We start from the raw sequence: 25,472 nt of genomic DNA, 5'->3' as shown, positions 1-25,472 counted from the left end.
TTGTTGGATAATGTTCAGCCCAGCTGGATAGTCCGTCTGGCGGACAGGCCCGGCCCAAGGGCCGCGCTTACCTGCGCTATGGATACTTCTATGGTCGCCGGCCGAAGCGGCAAGTCGGCCGCCAGCATGGTTGCGGTATAGGTCCAAGCTGGCCTGCTCGCGGTGACGGTTCTCACCAGCTCACCCGACGGACGGGCGATCTCGAGCCGGTAGAGCTCTTGTTCTTCCCCGAGTGGGATATCTTCTCCCATCCAGCTGTCCGCATCGACGCGTCCGCGCCTGATCCAGGATAGATGCAGATCTCCATCCTGGATGTGGCTCTTCACATGCACCGGAGAAAGCGGCAGAAGGGCTCTCATCCCACCTTCTGCTGCGGTCTTCAGGAAGTATTCGTTCGAAATGTCGTACCCAAACGGTCCGACACGCCAATTGAGCTTAAGACCGATTTCTTCGGCCTTAAGTCCCGCCGGTGCCACCGCTTCATCGAGGAATACCAAGGGGGCGCCGCTCTCCGCCCCTGCTTGCATCGCATCACCGGTGCCGAGCTGGCCCCTCAAGAGCTTTTGCAGTCTCCACACTGACGGCTCTATTTCCTCTGCGTCCTGGAACTGCAGGACCTCCCACACCCCCAGCCTCGACCGAACGGCGGCTGCATTCGCGCCGCTCAGCATTCGGATGGTTGAGATGCTTTGCAGTTCTCCATCGAGAAGATGGACGTCGAGCGTTGACGAGCAATCCAGCCGGCCCTCTGCTAGCCCACCCGGCAGCGGCTGCCGCAGCATGCCGATAACCGCTCTACGATCCACCGTTGTGCGCAAGGCGAAGCCGCCATCCTCAGGTGAAGCAAGCACCGCCTGTGAGCGCCACGGCACCGCCCGAGTCGCTAGGCGGAACTGATCCTGCGGCATATCCTGAGAAGAACGCATGGGCAGGTCCAGGAAAAGCGCATGAGGCCTGCTCGGCAGATATACCTCCCCTGAATTTCCAGGATTCTGTATATTTTTTGCAGGCGGAGCCGCGATGCGCACGATGCGTCTCGCCTTAACGACTCGCCCTAGTCCATCCTCAATTTCCTCCACCAGATATTCTGGGCCCTCTGCCTCACTCGGCAGGCGAACAATGCTTCCCGGCTGGATCCGGCGCTCCGCAGCCGGGACGGTGAAGGTGATACGCTCTCGTCCATCCCAGGTTCGCCGCATCAGGCTGCGCGCGAGGCTTTCCGCCTCACCCGTGCTGACCGTTCCCGGAAAAGAAATGAAGCTGGTGCCGTTCCCTCTGGCGCCGACATAATCCGCAGCAACGGTCGCAGACTGATGATTGTTCAAAGGGTCGGTGAAATCGACATGGATCAACGCCGGCAAATCATGATCAGGCTGACGCAGCCGTTCGATCGCCTCGCGGTCACCCTCAAGCACCAGTTCATCTAGCAGGATGGGCTTCCCCGCCGCCTCGCCTTCCGTCGCGAAGATGAGCCGCTCCCCGTCATCCACCGCACCGATGCCGAAAACCGTTGCAAGCGGCTCGATCGCCGCCCGCGCTGTCGTGGGGTTCAGAACGGCATAGCCTGTCACCACGCCGTCCGCTCGAGAAGTATCGGCAGGAGGCAGGCCGTGACTGGCCAGAATTTCGCCGATCAGTGCCTCAATGGGAACGCCGCTCAGCCTTCCGTTTAGCCAATGCCCGCTCCACCAGTTTGCACCATCCCCCCAGGCGTCTGCTTGCAGCGGAAATGCCGGGAAGGGGCGTGCGTCCCAGGCCCAAATGCTGATCTGGCCCACATCCACCATCGGTCTGCCGTAGACCGGCGAGATCGGATTGGCGGCTAATCCGCCTTCCTCCCAATGCCGGTAGTGTGCCATCAGGAATCGGTATTGCGCGAGGTCCGAACGGCCGCCTGACGAAAAATAAGGGACTGTGCTTTCTGCCGATTTGGAATCGCCGAAAACATTAGGTTGGTTCGGTCCCTTGTCCACAGCCGCGCATCCAAGTTCGGTGAAGTGGATGGGCTTCGACATCGGCACCCAGTCAGTCGGTGACGCTTCCTCCACGCCGCCCACGCGATTGTGGTGCGGGTTGGACCACCAACCAACCAGATCCTTGTAACGGAACACCCACGGCTTGCCGAGCGCACCGTCGGTAATAGGCGTGCGACGACGGGCGGCGCGGTCTCCTGCGCTCGCATAGTACCAGTCGAAGCCTTCGCCTGAAGTAATGCCCTTGCGCAAACCTTCAGGATCATAAGGCCCGCTGAAACCATCTGGGTTGCCGCCACCCACGTCCTGGTCTCGCCAGTCTGACAGGGGCATGTAATTGTCGATGCCCACCGCGGTGATCGCGGGATGAGCCCAGAGGCTGTCGAGATGGAAGAATACGTCGCCCGATCCGTCTGACGCCCGGTGACCGAAATATTCAGTCCAGTCAGCCGCATAGGTGATTGCTGTCTCGTCCCCGAGAATTCCCCTGGTCTCTGTTGCCAATTCCTCCAACAGTTCGACAAAGGGAAAGTGGTTCTGATGGTCCCTCAACGTCGTAAGCCCGCGCAACTCCGATCCGATGAGGAATGCTTCCACCCCGCCCGCTGCCGCAGCGACATGGGCATAATGGAGGAGAAAACGCCGATAGCTCCATTCTTCGCGGCGACCAGTAAATCGGACCGTTTTGCCATCAAGATGAAATTGCCCGGGGCGGGCGGTTCCGCCGAAGGCCTTGATCTCGGCTCGCACGGTGGAGCTCTTGTCGGGTGTTCCCGCTCGACCAGGCGCAGGATGGCAGGTGATGCGTCCGCGCCATGGATAGGCTGCCTGGCTGCCGCTGCCATAAGGGTCGGGTAACGTATTGTCGGCCGGCACATCCATCATGATGAAGGGGTAGAGGGCTACTTTTAGGCCGCGTGCATGGATTGCTTTGATGGCTTCCATCACGGAGCGGTCCGTCGGCGTTCCGCCATAGGCGACAGCGCCATTATGGCGCGAGACGACCTGCGCATCTTCCCGGTTCAGGCCCGAAACCTGCCACTCCATCGACATGGCCTTGGAATCGTTGTGGGACACCATGGGCTTGATCTTGCAATCGCCCGCTCGCAAGTCCGTACCAAACCAGGCCACAACGAGACTCACCGACTCGAGATTGGGACAAAGCATCTGAAGCTCGTCCAACGAAGCCTCAAGATCCGTGGCCGCGGTGAGTACATGACGGTTCAGCGCCCGGCTCTCGCCGGGCGCGATCTCCGAGCGGACGAGTTTCGGAGAAAGCCCGTATTCCGTCGATCCGGGAATGAGCGCGACAGACCTGATCCGGCGATTGAGTTCACCGACCGGTCGGATGACCTCGAACTGGAACTGCGGGATTCGCCGGCCATATGCATCGATGGGAAGGCGCTCAATCACGACATAGGCAGTGCCGCGGTAGGCGGGCGCATTGTCCGTCCCCTGCTTTGCTTCGATGAGAGGATCGACCTGCTGATCCTCGCTGCCGGGATAGGCGCGCAACTCGATCTCGTTTCGGTCCACCTCCTTGCCGTCGGCCCAGATACGGCGCACGCCGGCAATCTCCCCCTCGCACAGAGCAAAGGCCACATTGGCGAAATAGGAAAATGACGTAACTTTCGGGCAACCCTTTGCCCCTTGCCGGCTGGTGGTGCTCCGCTCCTCGAAACGAGTCGCCCATATAAGCGTCCCGCTCGTCCGCACAGTGCCATAAAGGCGCGGAAGAGGCGCGCCGTCTTCTGCAGTAAACGGCTGTGCCGAGGTGAGGCGCGGCCCATTGTAATGTTGCGTGCTTGTAATCAACGCCCGGTCGACCGCGTAGCCCGCCATGGCGCCGGCGGCCGAGCCGATCGCGGTTCCGATCGGGCCGAACACGCCGCCCAAAAAGGCGCCGGCCGCCTGCAGCAGGATGGTTGCCATGAATCACTCCGTCAGTGCGGGAAACGCGAAAATGCCGGCTATGCGCCGGCGCCAATGGGGAACGAGGGCGGAGACCAGGACGCCCCGCCCTTCATAGGCGTGGATGAAGGAGTTCTTATCCGCGAGTATGCCCACATGCTTGGCGGGCGAGTGCACGCGCCAACGGAAGAGCACAACCGTCCCCGGCCCCAGATCATCCCTGCCAAGGGCGATGAAGTGCCGTTCTGCGGCTTCCAGCAATCGGTCCTCGCCGCTCGCCTCCGCCCAATCCATTGTGTATGGGCCGGGTCGCTCTGGCTCTTCTCCGTAGAGGCCCTTCCATACGCCTCGCACCAGACCCAGGCAGTCGCAGCCCACGCCTTTACGGCTAGCCTGATGGCGGTAGGGCGTGCCGATCCAGGAAAGCGCTTCTGCCAGCACCAGCGCGGGCGGTGCTGTCTCCTCACGCCTCATTCGACGATCGGGCCGCCATCGAAAAGCTGCCCCTCTACGACATACGAGTAGCCGGCGTCATTCCCTGGCAGGTGCGGGAAACCACGAAAATTGGCGCTGTTCGAAAACTTCGCCCTACAGGTGGAAAATTGCTTGTCGCATCCAGTGCTGACGCCGAAACGGTCGCCGGGCTGCACAATCGCCGCCGCGTCGCGCCAGAGGTCGAGCATGACACCATCAGCATCTTTCCTGTGCCCTGAAACGCGCTCGCGCTTCCCGGCGCTTGCACCCGATTTCCAGGTTAGAATTCCGTCTGCGAACCAGCCGCTGGTAAATCCGTCCAGGCCCGAAACGCGGATGCTGTTGCCTTCGGCCGATGTCAGCACGCCCTCCCCTCGCCACCGGGCATTTTCTAGATCCACGCGGCAGCGCGCGTCACCCAATTCGGCATCGCACTGCCGCCGGACCGTGCGGCCGTTGGTTTGGTCCAGCGCCCGCTCGGGGCTTTCAAGCTCGGCCACAAAGCGCCCGTCCCGACGCGTTATCTGACCGATCACCGCGCGTCGCAGCCGCATGAACTGCTGGGGCTCCTGCCAGTTGACGAGCAGTGTTTCGACGGTCGCACCATCATAGAGGCCCGCCACTATGTCACTTTCGCTGATGTCGAGCGAGGAAAGCGCCCCCTCGACATCCATGGTATCGACTGCAAGACCGAAGGAGTGCCGGGCTTCGCTGCCGGAAAGACCCGTTTCCGGCATGAAGACGGTGCCGTCGCAGGTGACCCGCCGGTCGTGATCGGTAAAACCCATCACCGCGCCATCGCCGCGCGTTACGCGCCAACAATGGCATAGGGTGGTTATCTCCTGCTCAAGGTGCTTTGCCAGCTCCACGGATATCTTCGCCATCACAATACCTCCAGCAGGGGGACCGAGGGGATCTGCCCTGCCCTGAAGGCGGTGATGCTTGCAGAAAGCCGGTCCGTATCGAAGCGTACACGCACGTCGAACTCAAAGCCCGCGGTGATCGTCTGTCCCGCCGCCGGTATGACGCTCGGATTGAAGACCAACTCGCCTGTTTCTGGCGAAATCGCGTAATCGGCCTGGAGACGCTTTTGTACACCGGCTACCGCGACGAGCACTGTTTCCGGCACTGGCAACCGGATTTCACGGCGGTAGGCATCCGGTCCCTCGCCATAGGTCTTTGTCAGGACGAAACTGCTTGTCTTGCCATCCCCGATCCCGATCTCCTGATCAAAAGCCGTCGGAGCTTGGTTCGGCGGGCAGGACTTCATGTCGAACGGGTCGCGAAATCGGAACGCATGCAGCGAACCGCGGCGCGCCTCGAAGAAGGCCATCACTTCGTACAGATCTTCCAGGGAACGCACGCCCGTCCCTGCATCATAGTGTCTCCGCCCGTTTGCCATGCGAGCGTTGCGCTTTTCCCTTCCGGAGGTGAGCTGCACGATCTCGTTTCGCCGCTCCGGTCCGCCAGTCGCCCCAAAGGAGACGCCGAGCGGAAAGCGGACGTCGTGAAAACTGTTCATGAACGATCCTGAGTTTGATCGAGAATCTCGATGGCCGAGTGGTTTGGAACCGCTTGATCGGCGATTTGCGCAACCCACCATCGTTGGCTTGACCGAGGATGCGGGCCAAACATTTCCATCGCACCGGCGTCGGTGCGGTAGAATCCGGTCGCCCTAAAGTGTCCGCGTACCGCGCGAAACGGCACGCGCCAAAAGGCCGGATATTTGCGCCTCGGATTTGCGGAACGAAGCCGCATCAGGCGTGCTTACATTGAAGACGATCTGGGTCCCGCTCCCGCCTCCGCTCGCCGCCACTCCCAATTTGCCATCCGAAGTTCTTCGCAGCGGCAGGATAGCTTCCGCACCGGCCTCTCCCATGAGACCGATATTTCTCCCGGCCGGAAAATAAGTGGGGGCCGAGACAATGCCGCCGCTGGCGAAGGGCACCACACCGCCTCTGGCGAAGGGCATGATATTGCCCAGCCCGCCTAGAAGCCCCGAAAACATCGTTCCCATCAAACCTTGAAGCGGCTGGAGTCCTCGCTCCAGCGCCATGCCCGCGAGGTTGAGCCCGATCCTGCGCAGCACGTCGTCCAGCGATTTGCCGCTCACGGCTGCACTCTTAAGCGCACCGGTCAACTGCGTGCCGAAATTTTCAGAGAGCGCCGCTAAATCCGTGAGAGCCGTTTCAAATGGCGTCGTATCGGCAACGATTGGAACCCTCACTTCATCTGCCATTTATCCGCTCCGGATTTGTCGGGGAAAAGGTGCATCAGCCGTTTCAACTCACCGCGGCCGGGCGCTTCCGCCCTCGTCAGTCCCAATGCCTCGAGCGCCGCGTTGAATTCGATGGGCGTCATCTTCCAGAAAGTTGTCGGGCTAAGCCGCAGCAGGCCGAAAGCCACCCTCATCACCTCATCCCAGGGAAAGGGTGCCGTCGAACCTGCTGCGGCACCTAAGGGCGCTCTTCAACACCTCCCGACCTGTCCCCGCCGAAGGTTATGGCCAGGAGGTCTCCTACCAGCTGTGCGAAACCGGCCGCGCCGTCATCGCACTGCATCCGGCGCACCTCGTCTTCACTCACCTCATGGCCACCGCCCCTCAATCCAGCAGTGATGATGGCGATCACATCGCGTGCGGAAAGCTTGCCGGTCCCGAAACGCTCAACGAGCTGATTGAGGTTTTCGGCAGCGAAGGCGGCTTCCAGTTCAGCCAAGGCGCCCAGTGTCAGGCACAGCCGATAGTCGCGCCCGTCAAGTTTGGCGGCGACTTCGCCGCGTTTGCGATTCACGCTCATTGCGCCACCGCGAAGTTGACCGGCCCGGCGGATTCCAATGCAATCTCGAAGGTCACCTCGCCGTCATGATTGCCGGAATATTCGAGCGCCGTGATTTGGAACGGCCCGAATACGATACCGAACTCTGGGATAGCAAACTGCCAGGTCGCGATATCTCCCGCAAAGAAGCGTGACCTTATGGCCGCATCCGATTGCGCGTCCTTGAAGATGCCCGAACCAGCGACCGACGCTCGCTGTACGCCGCTTCCGGCAAGCAATTCACGCCAGCGGCCGGCCGAATCCGCGTCGGTCACGTCTACCGTTTCGCTGTTGAAGGCGAGGCGCTTCGTCCGCAGCCCCGCCACCGTTACGAAATTGCCAAGTCCGTCCTCGTCGAGCTTGAGGAGCAGGTCCTTGCCCTTCTTCGCGACCATGCATGGTCTCCTTCAATTGTCGTTGTGAAATGGCCCGCGCTCCCCGCCAGGGAGGAGCCGAGATGTCGAGCCAGTGCGTCTATTCCTCAACCACCGCCCTGAAGCGCATGCTGCCGTCATAGACGGCGAGGTCCTCGTCGTAGTGCATCTCGGAGAAGTCGAGCCGCAGATTGGCCAGATGGTGGCTGCCGAGCCTAAGGTCCTTCTCATGCAATGCCCCGCGCACGAGTTCCATAAGCGACAGCGCCTCCTTACGGCCCTTTTGCTTGGACCATACATGGAGGGTGAAAAAGTGCTCGCTACCCGCCTCTGTCCCCGTGCTCCAATCATAGCTGCTGGTGCGTCCGAAGGTGATATAGGGAAAGCTCAGATTGGCCGGTGTGATGTCGTGAAACTTCGCCCCGCCCAGTGCCTGGACGAGCGCTGAACTCGCGTTAAGCGCAGCGAACACCGCCTCCTGCAGGTCAAGAGCCGCCGCTGTCATCTTTCCCTCCCCGCCGCCTCACGACATGATCCTCCTTGGCCGCCTCGACCTGCTTGGCCGACGGCCTCCTCGTCTCCATCGCATCCGCGACCTCGTGCGCCTTGATACGCATCGCCCGCACCAATCCGTCGAGCGTAAGTTGCATCGCAATCTTCATCGGCCCTCCTCGCGCACCAGGCAGGCGAGATAACGGCCCGTTCCGTCAGCATCCTCTATCGTCACGATCTCCATTGTTCGGCCGGCCTGGAGAAACCGCATCCCGCTCCTCAGATCCGCGCGCTCCCGCAGCACCACCCGGTGCGTCACATGCTCGAGGAACTGTGCGGCACCGAAGCGGCTTTCAGCCCGCAACGGAGTGACTTCCGCGAACAGGCGCGCCACCTCGCGCCAATCTTCGCTATGGCCGCCTGCTCCGTCTTCACTGATGACCGCTTCTTGCAGGATGAGTTCGGTGCGGAGCCGGCCCGGATCCATGATGATGGCCCTCATTGCAGCCTCGGAGTTCGCCATACGGAAATCAGCCGCCGATATTCATCGGGGAATGAGACGGGCTGGCTCTCGGCACCATAGACACCGCGAAATTCGTACCAGTGGGCCACCAGCATCAGGATCGCGCGCTTGAGCAGGTCAGGAACGTCGGTTCCCGCTTCCCCGAAACCGGTGAGGAAATCGATTTCGATCCCGTTCAGCTCAAGACCCGGTACCGGCTTCCTCCTAAGGAAGAGCCTTGCCGGCCGCGAAAAACTATCGAGCTGATAATGCTCGGGCGGCAGAACCGAGCCGGCGCCGTCAGCATCGAAGATCGTGATTGATAAAATCTCCCGTACTGGCGTCCGCTGCAGGAGCACCATCTCACTCTTGGGCCAATCGTCGAGAGCCAACCGCCACGACTGCACGATGAATGCGGTGCTGGTCGCCTGCTCGACCTCCCGTCGCGCGGCTCGAATGAGTGCGGATATGAGCTCATCCTCGCTGTCATGAGCGACGCGCATATGGTTTTTGGCCTCGACCAGCGAGACCGGTTCGACCGAAGAGTCGACCGTTCGAAACAGCGCCATAAACGCCTCTCTTCAAGTTTTGATTCAAGAAAAAAGCCCCGGTTTGCCGGGGCTTTCGTTTGCTCGTCCAATTAGAGCTTGAGCCGCAGCTAGTTTGCCGCAAACTTCAGAAGCTTGATTGCTTCGAAGTTCTGGACCCCGCCACCGACGCGCTTGGTGGTGTAGAACAGCACATAGGGCTTTGCGGAATAAGGATCACGCAGTACGCGCACGCCTGTGCGGTCCACCACAAGATACCCACGGCCGAAGTCGCCGAAAGCAATGGGCGTCGAACCGGCCACAATATCGGGCATGTCCTCCGCTTCCACCACGGGGAAGCCCATCAGCATGGCCCGGCTGCCGGGCGCGGCCGGCGGCTGCCATAGATAGTTGCCGTCAGCGTCCTTGATCTTGCGCAGGGCAGCCTGGGTCTTGCGGTTCATCACCCAATTGGCGTTCTGGCGATAGCCAGCCTTGAGTGTGTAGACCGTGTCGACCAGCACATCCGCCGGATTCTCGGCCGGCAGTGCGCCGTCGGCACCCGTAGCCACATAGCCGATGCTCCCCCAGCTCCAAGCCGAATCCGCCACCTGCGGATAGGCCAGGAACCCGTGCGGCTTGTTCACGCCGTCGCCCGTTATGAAGGCAAGCCCCTCCTGCTCGGCAAAGGCCGTCTCGATCTCGCCCGCGATCCAGGCATCGAGATCGACCACACTGTCCTCCAGGAGCGCCGCCGTTGCGGCGGGCATGGCGTAGAGCTCGGCAGTCGGGAAGGAAAGCTCGTCCAGCTGGCTCGATGCCGTCTCAGGCCTCGGTGTGCTTTCGCCAACCCAGCCCGTCGCCGGTCCGTTCACCGCAAAGGGCTTCTTCAACACTGCCGTGGAAACCTGCCGTATTGAAGCGATCGAGCGGATCGGGGAAATATTCGCCAGCCTTTTGGCGATTTCAGCCTCGGTCTCCTCGGGAACAAGATAGCCCCCGTCTTGTCCCGAGCCGTAGGACATCGCCTTTTCTTCGAGCGCCCTCAGCAGGCGGTCGTCACCGCTGCGGACATAGCTCTCGAAAGCCTGCTTGTGCTCGAGCTGCGAGACTGAGATTGAACCCTCACGTCCAAGCAGTGGCCTTGCCTTCTTCAGCACAAGGCGGTCGATTACCCGCTTCTGCTCGTCGACGGCAGCGGAGATGCGCTCCACCTTATCCGTGGTAAGTGGGTCCGGAGCCGAGCGCTTTTCGATCTCCTTCAGCCGCTGGTCATTGGATTCCTTGAAGTGTTCGAAAGAGTTCATGAACTCCTCGAATGCGCCGGCAAGGTCCGCGCCCGCCGCGGCTGACTTGACTTCCAGCGGGCTTGCATTGGTCGTTGCTGTCATCGTTCAATCCTGTTGTTGAAGCAGTTTCGTCGCCCGGCGAATGGTGTTCACCAGGCCCTCTGGCGTTTCCGGCGCTGCATCCCTACTGCGCAGGAGGTAAGCGAAGCCGCGTGAGATCACCGTCTTTGCTTCGCTGCGCGTCAGCTTCGCATCCCGCATCAGCCAACGCTCGAATTCCCTTGGGCTCGGGAGATCGCCACGCGATTTCACCTTCTCCACGCGCGCATCCGGCAGCATGGGAAATGTGACTACGGAGATCTCCCAGAGATCGGCTTTCTTGATATGGCGGACGCCGGTGCGCGGATCGCTCGTCGCCCGGACTGTGCGGAACCCGATGGACAGCCCGTCCAGTGCTCCGTTCCGCATTAATTCCAGCACCTCCCGTGCCCGGCCCACGCCCGTGGCGAGTTTGCCGCGCACGAACAACCCTCGCTCGTCTTCCCGGACTTCCTTCCAGGCGCCGATCGGCTGGTTCGGATCGTGTTGGAAGAGCATGCGAATCCCGCCTGCTCCTCGGTTCTGGATCGAATCCGCAAAGGCGCCACGTTCGACCATGTCACGACCGAGATCGACCCGGCCGAAGAGACTTGCATAGCCCGAGAAGGTGCCGTCATCCTCTATTGCCTCCACATCGAGGCTCGAATATTTCCGCTCGTTCGGTCCGGCGGCGATCTTGTACTGCATCCTTCAACCTTCCGTTGCCTGCCCGCTTCGCGCGGCCGTCGTGAGGAGGCGCGTAACCAGGCCGATCGCGCTCCACGCACAGAGGCTCGCCGCCGCCGAGCCCATCATCACGAGTTCGCTCGGGGCCAGGCGGCCGGCGATGCCAAGCTCGGTTGCGATCTTCAATCCGGCCGTCCCGCCAAACACAAAGCCGCAGGCGACGCCCACGGCGAAACGGATTGCCGCCTCGCGCCGCCCGGAGGGCAGCAGATAGGCGATCGAGATCGCCGAACCGACGATCGCGCCCGCCGCTTTCGCGGCCCACAAAAGGGCCGCTTCGCTCAGTCCGGTCATTTGTTGATCCTTCCAGTTCGTCACATTGGAGGCCCCGCCATCGCTCGTTTCTCCTGGCGTCTTATTCGCGCTCTTGATTTTCATGTCCGGGAATGAAGTCCGTTATCTTCGATCATATGAGCCGTACCCCACCGCCTCGCGCTTCTCATCATCGGTGAGGAAGCTTGCCTCGCTCACCCGTTTCCACAGCGCATCCCGTTCCGCCGAAAGGCCCTCAATCTGGTCCGGGTCGAACCACAGCCGCAGACCGCCGCCGAAGAGCGGAGCCAGGAAGCCGCCCAATTCCTTGGCGGTGCGCCCTACAAGCGGGAGGACCGTCAGCCGGTAGAGGGCCCGGTTTGCTTCTTGGTAATTGGAATAGGTGTTGTCGCCGGGTATCCCGAGCAGCATCGGCGGTACACCCAGCGCCAGGGCGATATCGCGCGCGGCACCATTCTTGGCCTCCTGGAAATCCATGTCTCGAGGGCTGAGGCTCATCGCCTTCCAATCGAGCCCGCCTTCCAGAAGAAGCGGCCGTCCGGCCCTCGTCGCGCCAGAATAGCCTTGCTCCAGTTCCGTCTTGAGCCGGTCGAACTGCTCGTCCGTCAGGTTGCCACCCTCCTTTGGAGCATAGACGAGCGCTCCCGAAGGGCGAGCCGAGTTGTCCAATAGCGCCTTGTTCCAGCGCGCCGCCGCGTTGTGGATGTCGAGTGCCATCAGTGCAGCCGACAAAGGCGCAAAACCGTAATGGTCGTCGAGTGGATGAAAAAGTGTCAGATGCAGCCCGTTTCCGCTTTCCTCCAGCGGGACCCGGCGCTTCACGCCGCCGACGCGGTGCTCCAAAGCCATCGGCCAGCCATTTCCGTCGGCAATCACGGTCACGCGGTCCGGCCGGAGCAGATGCATCTCGCGGGCGCCGGTGCCGGTCTCCACAAGCTCGATGTAAGCATTTCCGGATAGAAGGAGGTGCCCGTAGAGCATCTCAAGGAAACTTGGCCCCGCCTGGCGGTGGTTGGGCCGTGCGAGCAGTTCGAGCATCGGGTGGTCGGAGAGTTCCGCTTCCTCTTCATAAAGAAGCCATGGGATCGTGGCTGCTGCTTCCGCGATCATCCGCACCGCGCGATGCGCGATCGGATTGCGCATGAACCCCTCGCGAGCGAGAGAGACATAGTCCCGCCGCGTCCAGAGCGGCTCTCCCTGCGCATGCAGCGCCAGGAAACCATATCCGCTCGTTCTTTTCCGTTCGAAGAGCGCGCTTTCTCGTCCCGGACGCGATGCCCAGGGCCAATTCCATGCCATTTGCTATCCCTGCTGTTAGAGGAAGTCGCGGATCCGCGGCTCGCCGGCGCGGCCGAGCATCAATTCGGTGATCGCCCAGACCAGCGCATCCACCCGGTCCGGCGAGCGGCCGCCGGAAAGTCCGTCCGGACCGAAATCACACATTTCGTCTTCCAGTTCGGGGAAACGCTGCGTATGGCGCACCCTGCCCTGCGCATAGAGGGCAGCGACCGGCTCTGCGCGCAACCATTTGCCACGGCTTGCCCGCACCGGCTTCACAGGTACCGTGTCGTCGATCGCGCCCAGAACGCTTCGCACCATATCGCCGCCTTGGTTCACCTCGGCCACGATCGTATCCGCCTCGAAGCGGCGATAGAGCGCTATTGCCCGGCGAGCCCATTCCTGCGGTTTTGCCGCCCGGACCGTGCCATCGTGAAGCACCCATCCGTTTCCATTCTCGTCGAGCGCTGCCACTACCATGCCGCAGGCGTCCGACGTCCGCCGACTGGTTGCGGGCGGATCGATCGCCACCACGATCCGCTTCATCGTGCGGCCTTCCGTGGAGCCTCGCATCGCCTCGAGATCGGCCCGGCTCCAGAGCGCGTCCTCACGATCTTCGATCAGCTCACCGTCGAGTTCCTGCCGGCCCAGCTTGGTTCCAGCGTAACTGCGCTCCACGGCGCGGATGAAGCTCGGCGAAAGATGGGCCGCGTTCTCGGCAGTCCGCATCTGCGTCACGGTAACGTCCGGATTTGCAATCAGCCGCCGGACAATCGGCACCGGCTTGGGCGTGGTTGTCAGGATCTGCATCGGCCTGCGGCCCAGCCGAAGCCCGAATTGCAGCATGTCGAAGCAATCCTCCGCGTTCCTCCACTTCGCCACTTCGTCGCACCAGGCCGCCTCGAACTGCGGCCCGCGTAGGCTGTCCGGGTCCTCGGACGAAAAAGCCAGTGCCACGGCGCCGCTGTCCCATACGAGCCGCCGTCTGCTCGGCTCGTAACGCGGACGGTTGCCGCGCGAGGCAGCAAGAATGCCGGAGGGCCCTTCGATCATCACCTCACGCACATCGCCCAGCGTCTCGCCGACGAGCGCTATGCGTCCGTAACGATGCCGCGCGAAGGGCGGCAAGCCCCGTACGAGCGCGTTCACCCACTCAGCCCCCAGCCGCGTCTTGCCGGAACCTCGGCCGCCCATGACCAGCCATGTATCCTTCAACGATGCACCGACGGGATATTGCGCCAGCCGCGCAGACCCAAACCATTCAGACAGGGTCCGAAGCGCTATCTCCCCGCTCAGCCTGTCCACCGCCCATGGTTCCAGCGAGTTCACATGCGAGCTCCAGGATGCGGGCATCGACGAGGGCGAGTGCGGCGGCCAGTTCTGCATCGCTTCTCTTCTGTTTTTCTGCTGCGCGCTCGGGTAGACGCGTCATCTCGCCAAGCTTTTCAACCATTCTCAGCATGGTCGAAAGCGCATCGATGCGGGCCTTGTCATAGGTACCGGAAGCCCGCCCCTCGGCGCCCGCCGCTTCGAGATCGCCCACAAGCTGATCCGAAAGCGCGACCAGCCGCCGTTCCAGGGTCTCGGGGTCTTCCTGCGACGCAGCCGGTGCCTCGCGCCAGCCTTCTTTGCCGGCGATCCTGGCAAGATAGGCTTCCTGCCGCCCGGTGGCTCGCGCCAACAATTCGAGCGAAGGCGGCGCGCCTTCGAAAAGCGCGCGCGCAGCCTGCAGCACGGTGGCTGCCGAACCGCGTCTCATATTTCCTCCAGGGTCCGATTACAAAAAAAGCGCCGGCCAAACGGCTCGACGCTTATGCAATTCTATTCGCCTGGGTCCAAAAACGCTCGGGCATTCCCGATGCCCTCCCCGCCGGACCCACTTTTCCGATGATGCCTGAACCCTATCAAACCACCGTGACGGTGTCAAGGACTAAATTCCTATCGATAAAATTCATCATCAAACGCTTTAACCTGGATCAACCTTCTCCCTACGGAATGTGTTAAGTTACGCCGGGGTAGGCTCGTGCGTACCTAGCACGCGGCATTCGCGGTACTGCAAATGTAGAGAGGACGCCGGGCGGTTTCGTCATGGTTGAGAAGCGGACGTCAAAGAAGGGGAAGGCACCGAGGGCCACGATTTTCCTCGATATCGACGCCTGGATCGATTCCAGCCTCTACGAAGCACGCTTCAAGGCTGCCGAAATATGGGAAGATCTCACGATCTTCTTCCGCCGCTTCCGGGTCTATGGTGTCAAGCGCGGGGTTTTCGAACTCCTGGGCGAGGCATTCACCCTGCTGGCCGCAGGTTCCGTGGCGATGCTCGCGCTCGCCATGCCCGCCTTCCAGGAGACGGCGGGCGACTGGCGTGCGCAGGACGATTACGCCGTCACCTTTCTAGACCGTTATGGCAACGAGATCGGCCAGCGCGGCATTCGCCAGCGCGATTCCGTGCCGGTCGACGAGATGCCGGATCATGTCATCAAGGCCGTTCTCGCAACCGAGGACAGGCGCTTCTTCGAGCATTTCGGAATCGATTTCGTCGGGCTCGCCCGCGCATTGGCGGAAAACATGCGTGCGAACTCGGTCGTCCAGGGCGGCTCGACGATCACGCAGCAGCTGGCCAAAAACCTGTTCCTCACAAATGAGCGCACAGTCGAGCGCAAGATCAAGGAAGCCTTCCTCGCCGCATGGCTTGAGGCCAATCTCAGCAAGAAGGAAATCCTTCAGCTCTATCTCGACCGCGCCTATCTCGGCGGCGGCACCTTCGGCATCTCCGCCGCTGCCGATTTCTACTTCAATAAGGAGGTCAAGGATCTCACGCTCGCCGAGGCAGCAATGATTGCAGGCCTCTTCAAGGCCCCCGCGCGCTATGCCCCGCACATCAACCTTCCTGCGGCTCGCGCACGCGCCAACGAGGTGCTCAGCAACCTCGTTCAATCGGGCTTCATGACCGAGGGGCAGGTCCTTTCGGCCCGCCTCAACCCCGCAAGCGCGGTCGACCGGGGCGAGCGCGAGGCACCGGATTATTTCCTCGACTGGGCATTCGAGGAGGTGAAGAAGATCGTCCCCAAGGGCGCCACCCACTCGCTAGTCGCCCGCACGACGATCGATCTTGATCTGCAGCGCGCAGTCGAGGAGTCGCTCGAATTCCACCTCCGTCAGTACGGCAAGGATTATGATGTCGAGGAAGGCGCCGTTGTCCTGATGGATACGGACGGCGCCGTACGCGCGCTGGTCGGTGGGCGTGACTATGGCCAAAGCCAGTTTAATCGCGCCACCCGTGCCGCACGCCAGCCGGGTTCGTCCTTCAAACCTTACGTCTATGCAGCCGCCATGGAGGCCGGACTTACCCCAAGCACCGTTATTTCCGATGGTCCGATCTCCTGGGGCAACTGGTCGCCACAGAATTACGGCCGCAGCTATGCCGGACGCGTCGATCTGGCCACCGCTCTCGCACGATCCTACAACACCGTGCCCGTCCGCCTCGCGCGTGATTATCTGGGCATCGACGTCATCCAGAAGCTGGTCGGCGACATGGGCGTGGAAACCCCGCTCAACGGTCATAAGACGATGGTGCTCGGCACTTCCGGGATGACCGTAATGGACCAGGCCACCGGCTATGGCGTCTTCGCGAATGGCGGCTTTGCCGGCACGCGCCACGGGATCCTGGAACTCCACACCCATACCGGAGAAAACATCTATGATTGGCGCCGCGATGCGCCGCGGCCTCACCGCGTGCTCTCCGAACAGGCCGCATCATACATGAACAGCATGCTGGTGCAGGTGCCCGAGCGCGGCACCGGTCGGCGTGCGGCGCTCCCCAATATCCGCTCGGCGGGCAAAACAGGGACGACCCAGTCATATCGCGATGCCTGGTATGTGGGCTTCACGGGGAATTACGTGGCCGCCGTCTGGCTCGGCAACGATGATTACAGGCCAACGCGCGAGATGACGGGCGGCTCCTTGCCAGCGATGGTCTGGCAGCGCTTTATGATCTACGCTCATCAAAATATCGAGCTGAAGCCCATTCCGGGTATCGAGAATCCGCTCCCCGTGAAGGACAGCACGACCTTCGCCGCGGCTGAAAATGCTGATGAAGCCATGCGCCGGCCGGCCCACAGCCTACCGCTTGCGACACGGGGCGTGCTTCAGGATCTACTGAGGCGCTTCCGCGAGGCCCCGCCTGTCAGGCCCGCACGTGTATCCGAAAGTCTATCTGCGCTTTGATTGCGATCGTGTCTGACTCATTGAGAGTTGCACCCCTTTCGTCCTCTGCGTATTCGACGAATCCATTTTCGATATGGCCTTCGATGCTGAAAACCGTTTTTCTGGCGCTAACAACGCTTCTAATCGCAATAGGCGGGGGCGCAGGCAGCCTCTATCTCTTTATCAAATCCGCGCCGCCGATCGGTGCCGTCGAGTCTGGCTCCTGGATCGCCTTTCCTGATCTGGGCACGCCGCACGCAGATCCGTATTCGCGCGCCCGTTTCGCGCGGGAAGGCGGAATACCGCTCGGTCGTTCCGAGGGTATCGTTTTCACGGCGAGCAAGGATTCAGCCGGGCGGATCCTTAACCGCCAATGCACCTACCAGGTCGAGGGAGCGATGCCCCCTGCTCAACACTGGATCCTCCATCTCACTGATCTGGCGGGGGCTTCGCTCCCCTCTTTCGGGCGCAAGCCTGCAGCGCTGAGCTCAGAGACGGTCCTTCGCCGTCGCGACAGTGGGTTGACGATCAGCATCTCGCCGCACCCCAAGCCGGATAACTGGATTCCCAGCACGGGACAGGGTGCGATGCAGGTCGTCCTGACATTGCTTGATACGCCGGTTTCGGCAGGGTTTGGGATCACGGGCCTCACGCTTCCCGCCATCAAGCAGGTGAGCTGCGATGCTTAGGCTCCTTTACGTCCTCATTCTCGGCTTGGTCGGTGCCGGTATCGTTCACATATCGATCCTGTTCATGCTGCCATCCTATTCGGAGCGCGATGTTTGGTCGAAGCTGTCCGCCGTCGCCGCGCCGTACACGGTGGTGAAGCTCGGCCCCGATATCATGGACGGCAGCGCTGTAGCCGCCGCCAATCCGCTGCTGCTTGCCGCAGCCTGCCGTTTCGATCTGGCCGAGGCACCGGTGCGCGTGCAATCGGAGGGCTCCGTGCCGTTCTGGTCGCTCTCGATCTACGATAACAACGGGCTTAACAACTTCAGCATCACCGATCGTATCTCAAACGATCGCGCGCTTGATTTCATTGCGCTCAGCCCTGCCCAGATGCAGGAGATCAGGGGCCGAGTGCCCGAAGAGTTTGATCGCTCGGTTTTTGTGGAAAGCGGCCTTGAGGAGGGTGTCGTCCTGGTTCGCGTCTTCCTCTCAGACGACACATGGCAGGGAGCCGTGGATGCCTTCTTGCGCAACCTCTCCTGTCGCCCCCTAGACCTCAGCTAGCCCTGGGGTCAGCGCTTGCTGCCGCGGCGCTTCCGGGAAGGAGAAGATCCAGCTCTGCCGTGCTGGTCCTCGAGCCGTTCGTATCGAACCCCGGTAAAGATTAGAATCGCTGCGCCGCCATTGACCGGCGCCTTGCGAGGTCTTCTTGCATGCTCGTGCCTGAAGGGCAGTATGATCGCCATCTTCGCATCCCCACTTGGCCGGACCCGATCTGCGAATGCACCCCGGCAGTCATGAAATGCATCTTATGGTTAACAGTTCCTTAGCGTTCGCTGAGCTTGGTGAAGATTATCCTTAATATTGCAGTTAATGGGTCGCTAACGCATTCGCTGTAGCTTGCGGTCTGGGGGATGCCTGCCGCACCTGGTGCGGGGGCAGCCGTGTGTTTCAGGTGCCGGGCGTAAACTGCGTGTCAGTCGCGGATTTTAGGGATATCGCATTGGAACAAGGGCCGCGTCATGGCGAACGCGTGCTGCGCGCTGCAGTTTCCGCCTATTCCTCGCTGCCACACCCGACCCGGGACGATGCCACCCGGTTGGACGATCTTGCTCTGGGCCTTTACGAGACGGCTTCGGTCGAGATACGCCGTTTCGCGGCCGCAGCATTGTCCGATTGCGATCCTGCACCGCGCCTTCTCATTCGCCGCCTCGCCGAAGAACCCACCGAGATCAGCGCTCCTGTCCTGATCCGCTCGAAAGCGCTGAGCGATGTTGATCTTATCGCTCTCATCGCTCGCAACGGAATCCCGCATGCCCGTGCTATAGCCCGCCGGGACAATCTCAATCCTGCGGTCGCCGCACTTATCCGGGCTTTGCTCAGCCGCGTGGAACCAGAGCCCCCTGCCCCCGATGCTGCGGTTGACCAGGCACCCAATCCCCTCGAGGCAGTGCGCAAGCAGCTGCGCGACCTGATGAGCGATGACGACTCCCACGGGGCCGATCCAGTGCCAGCTTTGCCGGACCAATCCCTGGCCGAGATCTACCCGGCCCTTCGGGAGGCTGCCCTTTCGGGCGAGATGCGCCATTTTGCGGAAGCGCTTTCGACCGCCCTCAAGGTCCGCATCACGCGTGCGCGGACGCTTATCAACGGCGTCACTTACGCGGATCTCCTGACGGCCCTGAAATTCCTCGAGCTTTCCACTGAGCAGGCTCTCCTGCTCACGCTCGCCGCCTATCCGGCACAGGTCACCAGTCCCGCAGCCATCCGGCTGTTCTGCGTGCGATACGAAGCGCTGACGTTTGAAACTGCCCGTGAAAAGATCCTGGACTGGCGAAATGAGGAGCGTCAGGAGCGGCAATCGCGCTTCGTCGCAGGATCGGGAACAGAATAGGTTCGCAAATAAGCATCGAGCGACAATTCAACCGCCGGCCAACACTAGGTATTCCGAGCGTTCCCGGGCGGTCTCGATTTCCACAATCCACAAATCGGAATCGAAGCGGATTTCGCGAGCGAGACGGGCGTCTATCTCGTTCTCATCGTCTGCGGTCATCATAAGGGTGAACTGCCGCTCGCTTGGCTTGGCTTCGTCATAACTCGTTTGCGGCGCAGGGCCATAGAGCTCCAATTCGCCCAATCGCGTACGCTGCAGGATATAGATTGCCCCTGCTTCGCTTGCGCCTCTGCGCCTCACGGCGGCAAATCCGCCATCGGAAAAGATCCGCTTTATCAGGGCCGAGACCCAAAAATCGCTGGTGACGCGCATCGCCTGCTCCTGCCCTCTTTCCTGCCATGGAAAGGTGAGCACTTCAGTTGATCAGACCGATCTCCTGCATCTTGGTTACCAGGGATGCGTCGGGTTCCCCGGTCACCGGCAAGTCGAACAATGATTGAAACTCACGAATGGCATCGCGGGTCCGGCCACCTATTACACCATCGATCTCGATGCCGTCATTGCCAAAAGCCTTCAACCCCGCCTGGATTTTCCTGATGGTCGCATCTCCGGTCTCAGCCGACGCGGTCTGCTCCACGGGATTTGTCTTCTTCGCTGCCTCTCCACCATTGCTCAAGCCGAGTTGGTGGAGAAGAGCGCCGTCGATCTGACTTCCCGGCTCAAGCCCGACGATCCTGCGATAGGTCTCTATGGCGGAATTGGTCTGGGGACCAGTCATGCCATCGATGGGACCGCGATAGAGGCTGAGATCGTTCAGGACCGTCTGCACGGCTCGAACGGTCGGATCTCCCCCGGTCGCTGGAGGTACGGAACCCGTCGAATCAGGCGATGTCTGGTTTTCCGGAGTTGTCGGTTCGATCTGGCGGACAGGTCTCGGCGCGGATTCAGGATGCGGGTGCTGCGGCATGATATCCGGCAATGCCCGAGGTCCAAGCATACGCGTAGACAGAAATGCGCTCGGGTGCACTTGCGGTTGATAAAAAAGCGCGTTGGCCGAAACAAAAGCCAGCGAAACGAGAAACGCGGTCGTTCCGCCTACCGCGACAGGGTTACGTGCCGCTGCAGACGCTGCACCTGAGACGCCCGACCGTAGCCAGCTTGCTTTTCCTCCGCGGGTTCCGGATCTGGAACTAGGCCGTTTTGCGTAACGTGTCATGGTACCACTCGCCATTCCAATTCGCTCCGCTCTCGTCGAAGCCGGAATCCTCCGTTTTCTGATCGGTTACAGCCGGTCCCGCCGGCAGAGAGACATGGACCCGCGTGCCCATGCCGGGCGCGCTTTCGATGCTTAGGCCGCCACCTTGTAGCCGGACCAATCCCTTCACCAAAGCGAGCCCCAGCCCGGTGCCTTGGCAGGTGCGTGTATAGTCGTTGCGCACCTGCATGAATGGAGTGCCGAGAAGCTCCAGGTCCTCCGCCGAAATTCCGATGCCGGTATCGCTGACCGTGAATTCCAGACGATCGCCACGTCGAGACGCGGTGAGCGCAACCTCGCCTGCCGGCGTGAACTTCACCGCATTGGACAGGAGATTGATGAGAACCTGCTGGATGGCTCTACGGTCGCAATGCACGGTGCCGATATCGTCGGCGATTTCCGTCCTGAGATTGACCGACTTCGCCTGCGCCTGATGAGCCGTCATGGCTACGGAAAGGCGGACGGCATCTTCGAAGCGAAACGATTCGGCTTCGACTCCATAGGTGCCGGATTGCACCTTGGAAACGTCGAGGATCGTGTTCACGACCGAAAGCAGGTGATTGCCGGCCTCGCGGATGAGCTCGACATACTCGCGCTGCTTCTCATTCGCGAACCTGCCGAACATTTCGTTCGAAAGCATGTCGGCGAAGCCCACGACGGCGTTCAGAGGCGTGCGGAGTTCGTGGCTTACGGCCGCCAGCATCTCGTCCTTGGAGCGGGAGGTCACCTCGGTTATGCGCCGCGTTTCGGCAAGCGCCTCTTCCAGGGCAGCCGTGCCCGGATCTTCTCGCAATAGGGCCGCGATGCCCCCTGCTCGCCGGTCCATGACCATATCGCATATGAAGTTGCGATATGCCGCGTGGACAGGGAGCCCCTCCTCAGCCCGCACGCGCAACCGCAGCCGAACCGTCTGGGGGGCTGCATCCGCGCGGAGCGCGCTGAGGGCCGAGAGCCAGGCGATACGATCGGTCACGTGGATGCGGTCGAAGAGTCCGCTTCCCAGCAGCATTTCCGGGACAACACCCAAAAGCTCTTCCGCTTTTGGCGAAGCATGGACCACTTCACCGGATTTTTGCAGCCGCAGGCTCGCTGCTCCGATCATCTCCTCGAGCGGGAAGGTGGAAGCCTCATCCGAACTCACCGCCTCGACTGCAGGCACCAGCGGCCAACGAGCCACGAGAGTCGTCGCATAGAACAGAGGCAGGACCCACTGCCATGCCGATGAAATGTTCTCCCCCGCCCCGATCCAGGCAGGCAGAATGCCGCCGGCTACGACCGCGAAGACGGAAGCAACCAGGCCCCAGGCCGCTGCTTTCCGTGTTCTCCCGACCCAGCCTGCCTCGAAAACAAGGGCGACGCTCATCATCACGAGGGGAGACGTGATCCCGCCGCTGCTTGCGAGCAGCGTTCCCAGCACTGCTGCTCCGAAGGCGAGCGCTGCAGCGTCGACCATTCGAGGCTTCGCCGTAGCAATAAGAGCCAGCGACGGCAGAAGGCCCAATCCAAACACCAGAGCGGCGGCGGAAATGGCGGCGATCACATCCATCCGCGCGGCGACGATCTGCATGGTCGCCACGGCCGCGAAGAACGGCGCAACAAGCAGCACTCCGAGTAAGCGCAACTGCCTTGCTCGCTCCGCTCCGGTCGCAGCGGAGGGATGCAACAGTCGCTCGCAGGCTGCCTTCAGCGCAACAGGCCAATCTGCAGGGAGGGACACTCTCGTGTTCAACTCGACGCGCTCTATTCTTGTCGCTTTTCGGGGCTCGGTCTTACAGGTTGACCCTCTCATCCACGATTTAAGGAAAGGATAAACGGCGCCTCCCAAGAGCCGACTTAGACGTGGAAGGTGGGGTTTAGGCGCTTTCGAATTTGGCCATGGTTAACAAAGGGTCGCTGGGTGAAGAGCCTTGTCTTTGACCAAGCTCGGCGCCCCGAGGCCTAAAGAAATCCTCATTGCGTTTCATTATCAATGTATTAGCTGGTTAGCGTCGGATCTATGCGATGCGAACACTCTGCATAAAATCCGCTCCAAATGCCTTCATTTCAGCTTTCTTTACGTATTTGCCCCCAGCTTTAGCCAAATTCTGTAGGCTCCTTCTTGGGATCGGATGATCCCGATCGCGAGGACATGAGAAATGGGACTGCTTGTTCGTTCCGTCGCGGGGCTTTCACTTCTTTTCCTGATGTTGCCACTCGACCTGAGCAAGGAAACCGGCATCGAAGAACAGGCAGGTCCGCTTCAAAGCCTGTTCACCGCGCGCGACGCGTTGGGCGACCTCCAATCACTCTGCCAAACGCAGCCGGAGCTTTGCGCGAATGCACAAGCGGCAATCGCCGCGATCATAGAGAACGCGGCACTTCTACAATCCTCGGGCGGGAACCCGACCCTCCAACAGGAAATTCCCCACCCCACTCCTCGGGCGCCGCTTGCCGAAAAAGATCGCAAACCCGCCGAATAGGTTTTCGGGACTTTCCTGGTGACGCAGGGCCGCCGAGCCACTATATGCGGGGCATGGTGACCAGCATCGAGACCATTCGTGATGACTTCGCCTTCCTGGACGACTGGGAGGAGCGGTATCGCTATATCATCGAGCTCGGCAACGATCTTCCTGAGTATCCGGAATGGGCACGGGACGAGCGGCACAGGGTACGCGGCTGCGTAAGCCAGGTGTGGCTGCTCACGCAGATCGGCGACGGTTCTGATCCGGCCATCACCTTCAAAGGCGATTCGGATGCGCATATCGTGCGCGGGCTGGTCGCGATCATGCTTGCGCTCTTCAGCGGCCGCCGCGCAAGCGAGATCGTAGCGATTGAAGCCGAAGACACGATGCGCGAGCTGGGCCTTGACGAGCACCTCACGCCGCAACGCGCCAACGGTCTGCGCGCGATGGTTCGCCGCATGAAGGATGAGGCGGCGGGAGCCATGAGCGCAGCCTGATCGGCTACCCTCCGATTATCGCATGGTCGGCCGATATCCCTCGGCTCCCCAATGGAGAATTTTAGCGCGGCGCCGAGGAGATTGCGGCTCATAATGTCGGCTTAACGCGGCGAGCGCGGTCTTGAGCACCACTTTGGCCGAGCGCACCGGCCAACCGCGCTCCATTTCCACCTGCTCGAGACCTTTTAGAAAGCAGCAGACATCCACAAGGACGCCGGCAAGTTCAGGGCCGACGGCTGAAAGGGCATTTTCCACCCGTTGCCGGGCAGCCATCGCCGCATCCGTCAGTTCCGCGATTCCGTTCTCCTTACTGCCGCGCCGGCCGCTCGCCACCGCCTCACTCCAATTGGCACTGATCTTCGGCATGATCTGCCCCCGGGTGTAATCGGCCCGCAGCCTTTCGCCGGCCCGGAATTCACTCCAACTCAGATATGCCTCGCCGGTCCGTGTCCGGCGTCGCGCGAGTTGGCCGATGGGCGATTCGGCCAGATTCCTGGAGACCAGCTCCTCGCCCTCTCCGGTGAGGATGATGCTGGAGGAAAGCTCCATATGCTGCGCGGAAAAAGCGGCCGAGGGATGGGCCTCGCGCCTCAGGGCCGCCCGCCCCTCAGCGGAAAGAGCAAGGCGTCCATTCCTTCTGATTGCAAGTCCCTCGCTGACGAAGGCAGACAGAACGTCCAGGTTGGCCGCTATCACTCCACGCTCGCCCCCGTCGAGCAGTGCTCTGCCTTCCTTGGCGGCGGGCCGCAGGTTCGCTTCCCCGCCAGCAAGGAAGCGCAATATCCGCAGCTTCTCCCGTTCGGCTTGCGTCATTCCGGTCATTGGCCGCTTCACCCAATCACCTCCGTATGCCTGAACGCAGCAGCAGTCACCCGCTCGGTGATATGTACGATGCGGTCGAATTCCGCATCGTCGCGCAGATCCTCAATCAGATGGCAGGCGTGTTGTACCGTCGTGCGGTCGCGACCGAATCCCCGGCCGATTTCTTTCATGTTCAAGCCAAGAACAACATGGGCCACATACATGCCGATCTGCCGCACGCGCGCCACCTCGGTCGAGCTCCGCCCCGGGCTGCGCAAATCCTTTCCGCTGACGTTGAAAAGCGCTGCGACTATATCCATCACACATTCACAGATATCGTTCACCCTCTCATCACAAACGGGGCTGAGCTTTCGCCCCAGTGCGTCCGGCTGAGCCACGCCTTCCGCGCCCCTGTCCTCATCCTGCAACTGGCTTGTGGCGATGGATTGCACAGAAAATACCCTTCTCCTCGAGGAATATTTTCCTTATAGCCCGCCCTGTGTGAGATGTGAACAAAAAGAGAACAATTAAAACCTGCCGTTAAGGTTATATCTTTGATCCGCAACAAGATTCCCACTTTCGGTTACGATCTTCAGCAGGATTCTATCCCCACCCCCTGCTCCCCGCTCCAAACTCTGGCTCCGCAATTAGGAGACCGGTATGGGCATCTTGGAACGCGAGGCAAAGGCCTTCAAACATGCCAAGGCAGAGCGAATTTCAGCGGCACGGCAAAACGCGGCCTTCTTTCTCATCTCGGGGATCGATCTCTCCGCCGCCCTAAGCACGAGGGGAGAAGAACGAACGGCTCTGCTGATCCGCCTTGGCAGGCTGATCGAACGGGAACGCCTAAAGGGGATAAGACACCATTGGAGCTACGATCTCAACCGACATATCGCGCTGAAGCAGGCCTACGACTCGCTGAAACCGCTCGGGAAAGAAGATGGGGATCCGGCGCCATCACGGTCGCCTCGGAGG

At 61.3% G+C, this 25,472-nt stretch carries 28 protein-coding genes and 2 pseudogenes; 7 read left to right on the top strand and 23 right to left on the bottom strand.

The window, feature by feature from the left end:
- Window positions 1-14: 14 nt before the first annotated feature.
- The 18 genes and pseudogenes from CHEJ32_RS0107750 to CHEJ32_RS0107665 all read right to left on the bottom strand — a co-directional run bounded on the left by CHEJ32_RS0107750 (window position 15) and on the right by CHEJ32_RS0107665 (window position 14,493).
- Window positions 15-3,905 carry a glycoside hydrolase/phage tail family protein gene (locus tag CHEJ32_RS0107750; protein WP_028033351.1) on the bottom strand — a complete coding sequence of 1,297 codons (3,891 nt, stop codon included), beginning with the start codon at window positions 3,903-3,905 and terminating at the stop codon, window positions 15-17.
- Window positions 3,906-3,908: 3 nt separating this feature from the next.
- On the bottom strand, window positions 3,909-4,358 hold the full coding sequence (locus tag CHEJ32_RS0107745; protein ID WP_034658083.1) for an NlpC/P60 family protein: 450 nt from the start codon (window positions 4,356-4,358) through the stop codon (window positions 3,909-3,911).
- On the bottom strand, window positions 4,355-5,242 hold the full coding sequence (locus CHEJ32_RS0107740; RefSeq protein WP_028033349.1) for a DUF2163 domain-containing protein: 888 nt from the start codon (window positions 5,240-5,242) through the stop codon (window positions 4,355-4,357). Before CHEJ32_RS0107740 ends, CHEJ32_RS0107745 begins: the two co-directional genes overlap by 4 nt.
- Window positions 5,242-5,880: a DUF2460 domain-containing protein gene (locus CHEJ32_RS0107735; RefSeq protein WP_028033348.1), complete on the bottom strand. Its 639-nt coding sequence runs from the start codon at window positions 5,878-5,880 to the stop codon at window positions 5,242-5,244. The genes CHEJ32_RS0107740 and CHEJ32_RS0107735 overlap by 1 nt, the downstream gene beginning before the upstream one ends.
- Window positions 5,881-6,033: 153 nt before the next feature.
- On the bottom strand, window positions 6,034-6,597 hold the full coding sequence (locus CHEJ32_RS0107730) for a phage tail tape measure protein (RefSeq protein WP_028033347.1): 564 nt from the start codon (window positions 6,595-6,597) through the stop codon (window positions 6,034-6,036).
- Window positions 6,582-6,779, bottom strand: a pseudogene (locus CHEJ32_RS24210) (phage tail assembly chaperone); the annotation flags it as partial. The pseudogene CHEJ32_RS24210 and the gene CHEJ32_RS0107730, both read right to left, overlap by 16 nt.
- Before the next feature lie 35 nt (window positions 6,780-6,814).
- The gene (locus tag CHEJ32_RS0107720) at window positions 6,815-7,156 is read right to left on the bottom strand and encodes a gene transfer agent family protein (RefSeq protein ID WP_028033346.1); all 342 of its coding nucleotides are present in this window, start codon (window positions 7,154-7,156) and stop codon (window positions 6,815-6,817) included.
- Complete coding sequence (locus CHEJ32_RS0107715; protein WP_028033345.1) at window positions 7,153-7,569, bottom strand: phage major tail protein, TP901-1 family; 417 nt, start codon at window positions 7,567-7,569, stop codon at window positions 7,153-7,155. Before CHEJ32_RS0107715 ends, CHEJ32_RS0107720 begins: the two co-directional genes overlap by 4 nt.
- 79 nt (window positions 7,570-7,648) lie before the next feature.
- On the bottom strand, window positions 7,649-8,053 hold the full coding sequence (locus CHEJ32_RS0107710; protein ID WP_028033344.1) for a DUF3168 domain-containing protein: 405 nt from the start codon (window positions 8,051-8,053) through the stop codon (window positions 7,649-7,651).
- Window positions 8,034-8,210 (bottom strand): hypothetical protein, encoded by a 177-nt coding sequence (locus CHEJ32_RS27075; RefSeq protein ID WP_156936646.1) that lies wholly within the window; start codon window positions 8,208-8,210, stop codon window positions 8,034-8,036. The genes CHEJ32_RS0107710 and CHEJ32_RS27075 overlap by 20 nt, the downstream gene beginning before the upstream one ends.
- Entirely contained in the window at window positions 8,207-8,542 is a 336-nt protein-coding gene (locus CHEJ32_RS0107700; RefSeq protein ID WP_028033343.1) for a phage head closure protein, read from the bottom strand. The genes CHEJ32_RS27075 and CHEJ32_RS0107700 overlap by 4 nt, the downstream gene beginning before the upstream one ends.
- Window positions 8,539-9,111: a head-tail connector protein gene (locus tag CHEJ32_RS0107695; RefSeq protein WP_028033342.1), complete on the bottom strand. Its 573-nt coding sequence runs from the start codon at window positions 9,109-9,111 to the stop codon at window positions 8,539-8,541. Before CHEJ32_RS0107695 ends, CHEJ32_RS0107700 begins: the two co-directional genes overlap by 4 nt.
- 89 nt (window positions 9,112-9,200) lie before the next feature.
- Window positions 9,201-10,460: a phage major capsid protein gene (locus tag CHEJ32_RS0107690; RefSeq protein ID WP_028033341.1), complete on the bottom strand. Its 1,260-nt coding sequence runs from the start codon at window positions 10,458-10,460 to the stop codon at window positions 9,201-9,203.
- Window positions 10,461-10,463: 3 nt separating this feature from the next.
- Window positions 10,464-11,144, bottom strand: coding sequence for an HK97 family phage prohead protease (locus tag CHEJ32_RS0107685; RefSeq protein WP_028033340.1), 681 nt, complete (start codon window positions 11,142-11,144; stop codon window positions 10,464-10,466).
- Between the two features lie 3 nt (window positions 11,145-11,147).
- Window positions 11,148-11,501, bottom strand: a complete 354-nt coding sequence (locus tag CHEJ32_RS24205; RefSeq protein ID WP_371179795.1) for a DUF6107 family protein — start codon at window positions 11,499-11,501, stop codon at window positions 11,148-11,150.
- Between the two features lie 78 nt (window positions 11,502-11,579).
- Entirely contained in the window at window positions 11,580-12,755 is a 1,176-nt protein-coding gene (locus CHEJ32_RS0107675) for a phage portal protein (RefSeq protein ID WP_028033339.1), read from the bottom strand.
- Window positions 12,756-12,770: 15 nt separating this feature from the next.
- A complete protein-coding gene (locus CHEJ32_RS0107670) occupies window positions 12,771-14,087 on the bottom strand; it encodes a terminase large subunit domain-containing protein (RefSeq protein WP_084032723.1) in 1,317 nt (438 codons plus the stop codon).
- Window positions 13,996-14,493 carry a hypothetical protein gene (locus tag CHEJ32_RS0107665; protein WP_028033337.1) on the bottom strand — a complete coding sequence of 166 codons (498 nt, stop codon included), beginning with the start codon at window positions 14,491-14,493 and terminating at the stop codon, window positions 13,996-13,998. The genes CHEJ32_RS0107670 and CHEJ32_RS0107665 overlap by 92 nt, the downstream gene beginning before the upstream one ends.
- A gap of 329 nt (window positions 14,494-14,822) precedes the next feature.
- On the opposite strand from CHEJ32_RS0107665, the gene CHEJ32_RS0107660 reads away from it, so the two are divergent.
- From CHEJ32_RS0107660 to CHEJ32_RS24200, 4 genes are all read left to right on the top strand, one after another.
- Complete coding sequence (locus CHEJ32_RS0107660; protein ID WP_028033336.1) at window positions 14,823-16,961, top strand: transglycosylase domain-containing protein; 2,139 nt, start codon at window positions 14,823-14,825, stop codon at window positions 16,959-16,961.
- A gap of 83 nt (window positions 16,962-17,044) precedes the next feature.
- On the top strand, window positions 17,045-17,629 hold the full coding sequence (locus CHEJ32_RS0107655; protein ID WP_028033335.1) for a DUF1214 domain-containing protein: 585 nt from the start codon (window positions 17,045-17,047) through the stop codon (window positions 17,627-17,629).
- Window positions 17,622-18,173 carry a DUF1254 domain-containing protein gene (locus tag CHEJ32_RS0107650; protein WP_028033334.1) on the top strand — a complete coding sequence of 184 codons (552 nt, stop codon included), beginning with the start codon at window positions 17,622-17,624 and terminating at the stop codon, window positions 18,171-18,173. Before CHEJ32_RS0107655 ends, CHEJ32_RS0107650 begins: the two co-directional genes overlap by 8 nt.
- Window positions 18,174-18,612: 439 nt before the next feature.
- Entirely contained in the window at window positions 18,613-19,503 is an 891-nt protein-coding gene (locus tag CHEJ32_RS24200; protein ID WP_198023837.1) for a DUF2336 domain-containing protein, read from the top strand.
- A gap of 27 nt (window positions 19,504-19,530) precedes the next feature.
- Here the strand turns inward: CHEJ32_RS24200 and CHEJ32_RS0107640 are convergent, their stop codons facing one another.
- The 3 genes from CHEJ32_RS0107640 to CHEJ32_RS24195 all read right to left on the bottom strand — a co-directional run bounded on the left by CHEJ32_RS0107640 (window position 19,531) and on the right by CHEJ32_RS24195 (window position 22,379).
- On the bottom strand, window positions 19,531-19,875 hold the full coding sequence (locus tag CHEJ32_RS0107640; RefSeq protein WP_028033333.1) for a DUF1491 family protein: 345 nt from the start codon (window positions 19,873-19,875) through the stop codon (window positions 19,531-19,533).
- Between the two features lie 43 nt (window positions 19,876-19,918).
- Entirely contained in the window at window positions 19,919-20,470 is a 552-nt protein-coding gene (locus CHEJ32_RS26660; RefSeq protein ID WP_245261024.1) for a peptidoglycan-binding protein, read from the bottom strand.
- Between the two features lie 223 nt (window positions 20,471-20,693).
- On the bottom strand, window positions 20,694-22,379 hold the full coding sequence (locus CHEJ32_RS24195; RefSeq protein WP_198023836.1) for a PAS domain-containing sensor histidine kinase: 1,686 nt from the start codon (window positions 22,377-22,379) through the stop codon (window positions 20,694-20,696).
- Window positions 22,380-22,893: 514 nt separating this feature from the next.
- Here CHEJ32_RS24195 and CHEJ32_RS26170 point away from each other — a divergent pair.
- A complete protein-coding gene (locus CHEJ32_RS26170; protein ID WP_051469540.1) occupies window positions 22,894-23,217 on the top strand; it encodes a DUF5330 domain-containing protein in 324 nt (107 codons plus the stop codon).
- Window positions 23,218-23,270: 53 nt separating this feature from the next.
- A complete protein-coding gene (locus tag CHEJ32_RS0107620; RefSeq protein ID WP_028033331.1) occupies window positions 23,271-23,696 on the top strand; it encodes a SufE family protein in 426 nt (141 codons plus the stop codon).
- A 15-nt stretch (window positions 23,697-23,711) separates the two neighbouring features.
- On the opposite strand, the gene CHEJ32_RS0107615 is transcribed toward CHEJ32_RS0107620, so the two are convergent.
- Together CHEJ32_RS0107615 and CHEJ32_RS0107610 are read right to left on the bottom strand one after the other, a co-directional pair.
- Window positions 23,712-24,509, bottom strand: coding sequence for a DUF6456 domain-containing protein (locus tag CHEJ32_RS0107615; RefSeq protein ID WP_028033330.1), 798 nt, complete (start codon window positions 24,507-24,509; stop codon window positions 23,712-23,714).
- Between the two features lie 17 nt (window positions 24,510-24,526).
- Window positions 24,527-24,949 (bottom strand): helix-turn-helix domain-containing protein, encoded by a 423-nt coding sequence (locus tag CHEJ32_RS0107610; protein ID WP_028033329.1) that lies wholly within the window; start codon window positions 24,947-24,949, stop codon window positions 24,527-24,529.
- Between the two features lie 208 nt (window positions 24,950-25,157).
- On the opposite strand from CHEJ32_RS0107610, the pseudogene CHEJ32_RS28030 reads away from it, so the two are divergent.
- Window positions 25,158-25,421: pseudogene (locus CHEJ32_RS28030) on the top strand (cytoplasmic protein); the annotation flags it as partial.
- Window positions 25,422-25,472 lie beyond the last annotated feature (51 nt).

It is taken from the genome of Chelativorans sp. J32 (genome assembly GCF_000518985.1).
Classification (GTDB): Bacteria; Pseudomonadota; Alphaproteobacteria; order Rhizobiales; family Rhizobiaceae; genus Chelativorans.
Note: the sequence above shows the minus strand (reverse complement) of the source record. Positions and strands in the feature narration are given on the sequence as shown.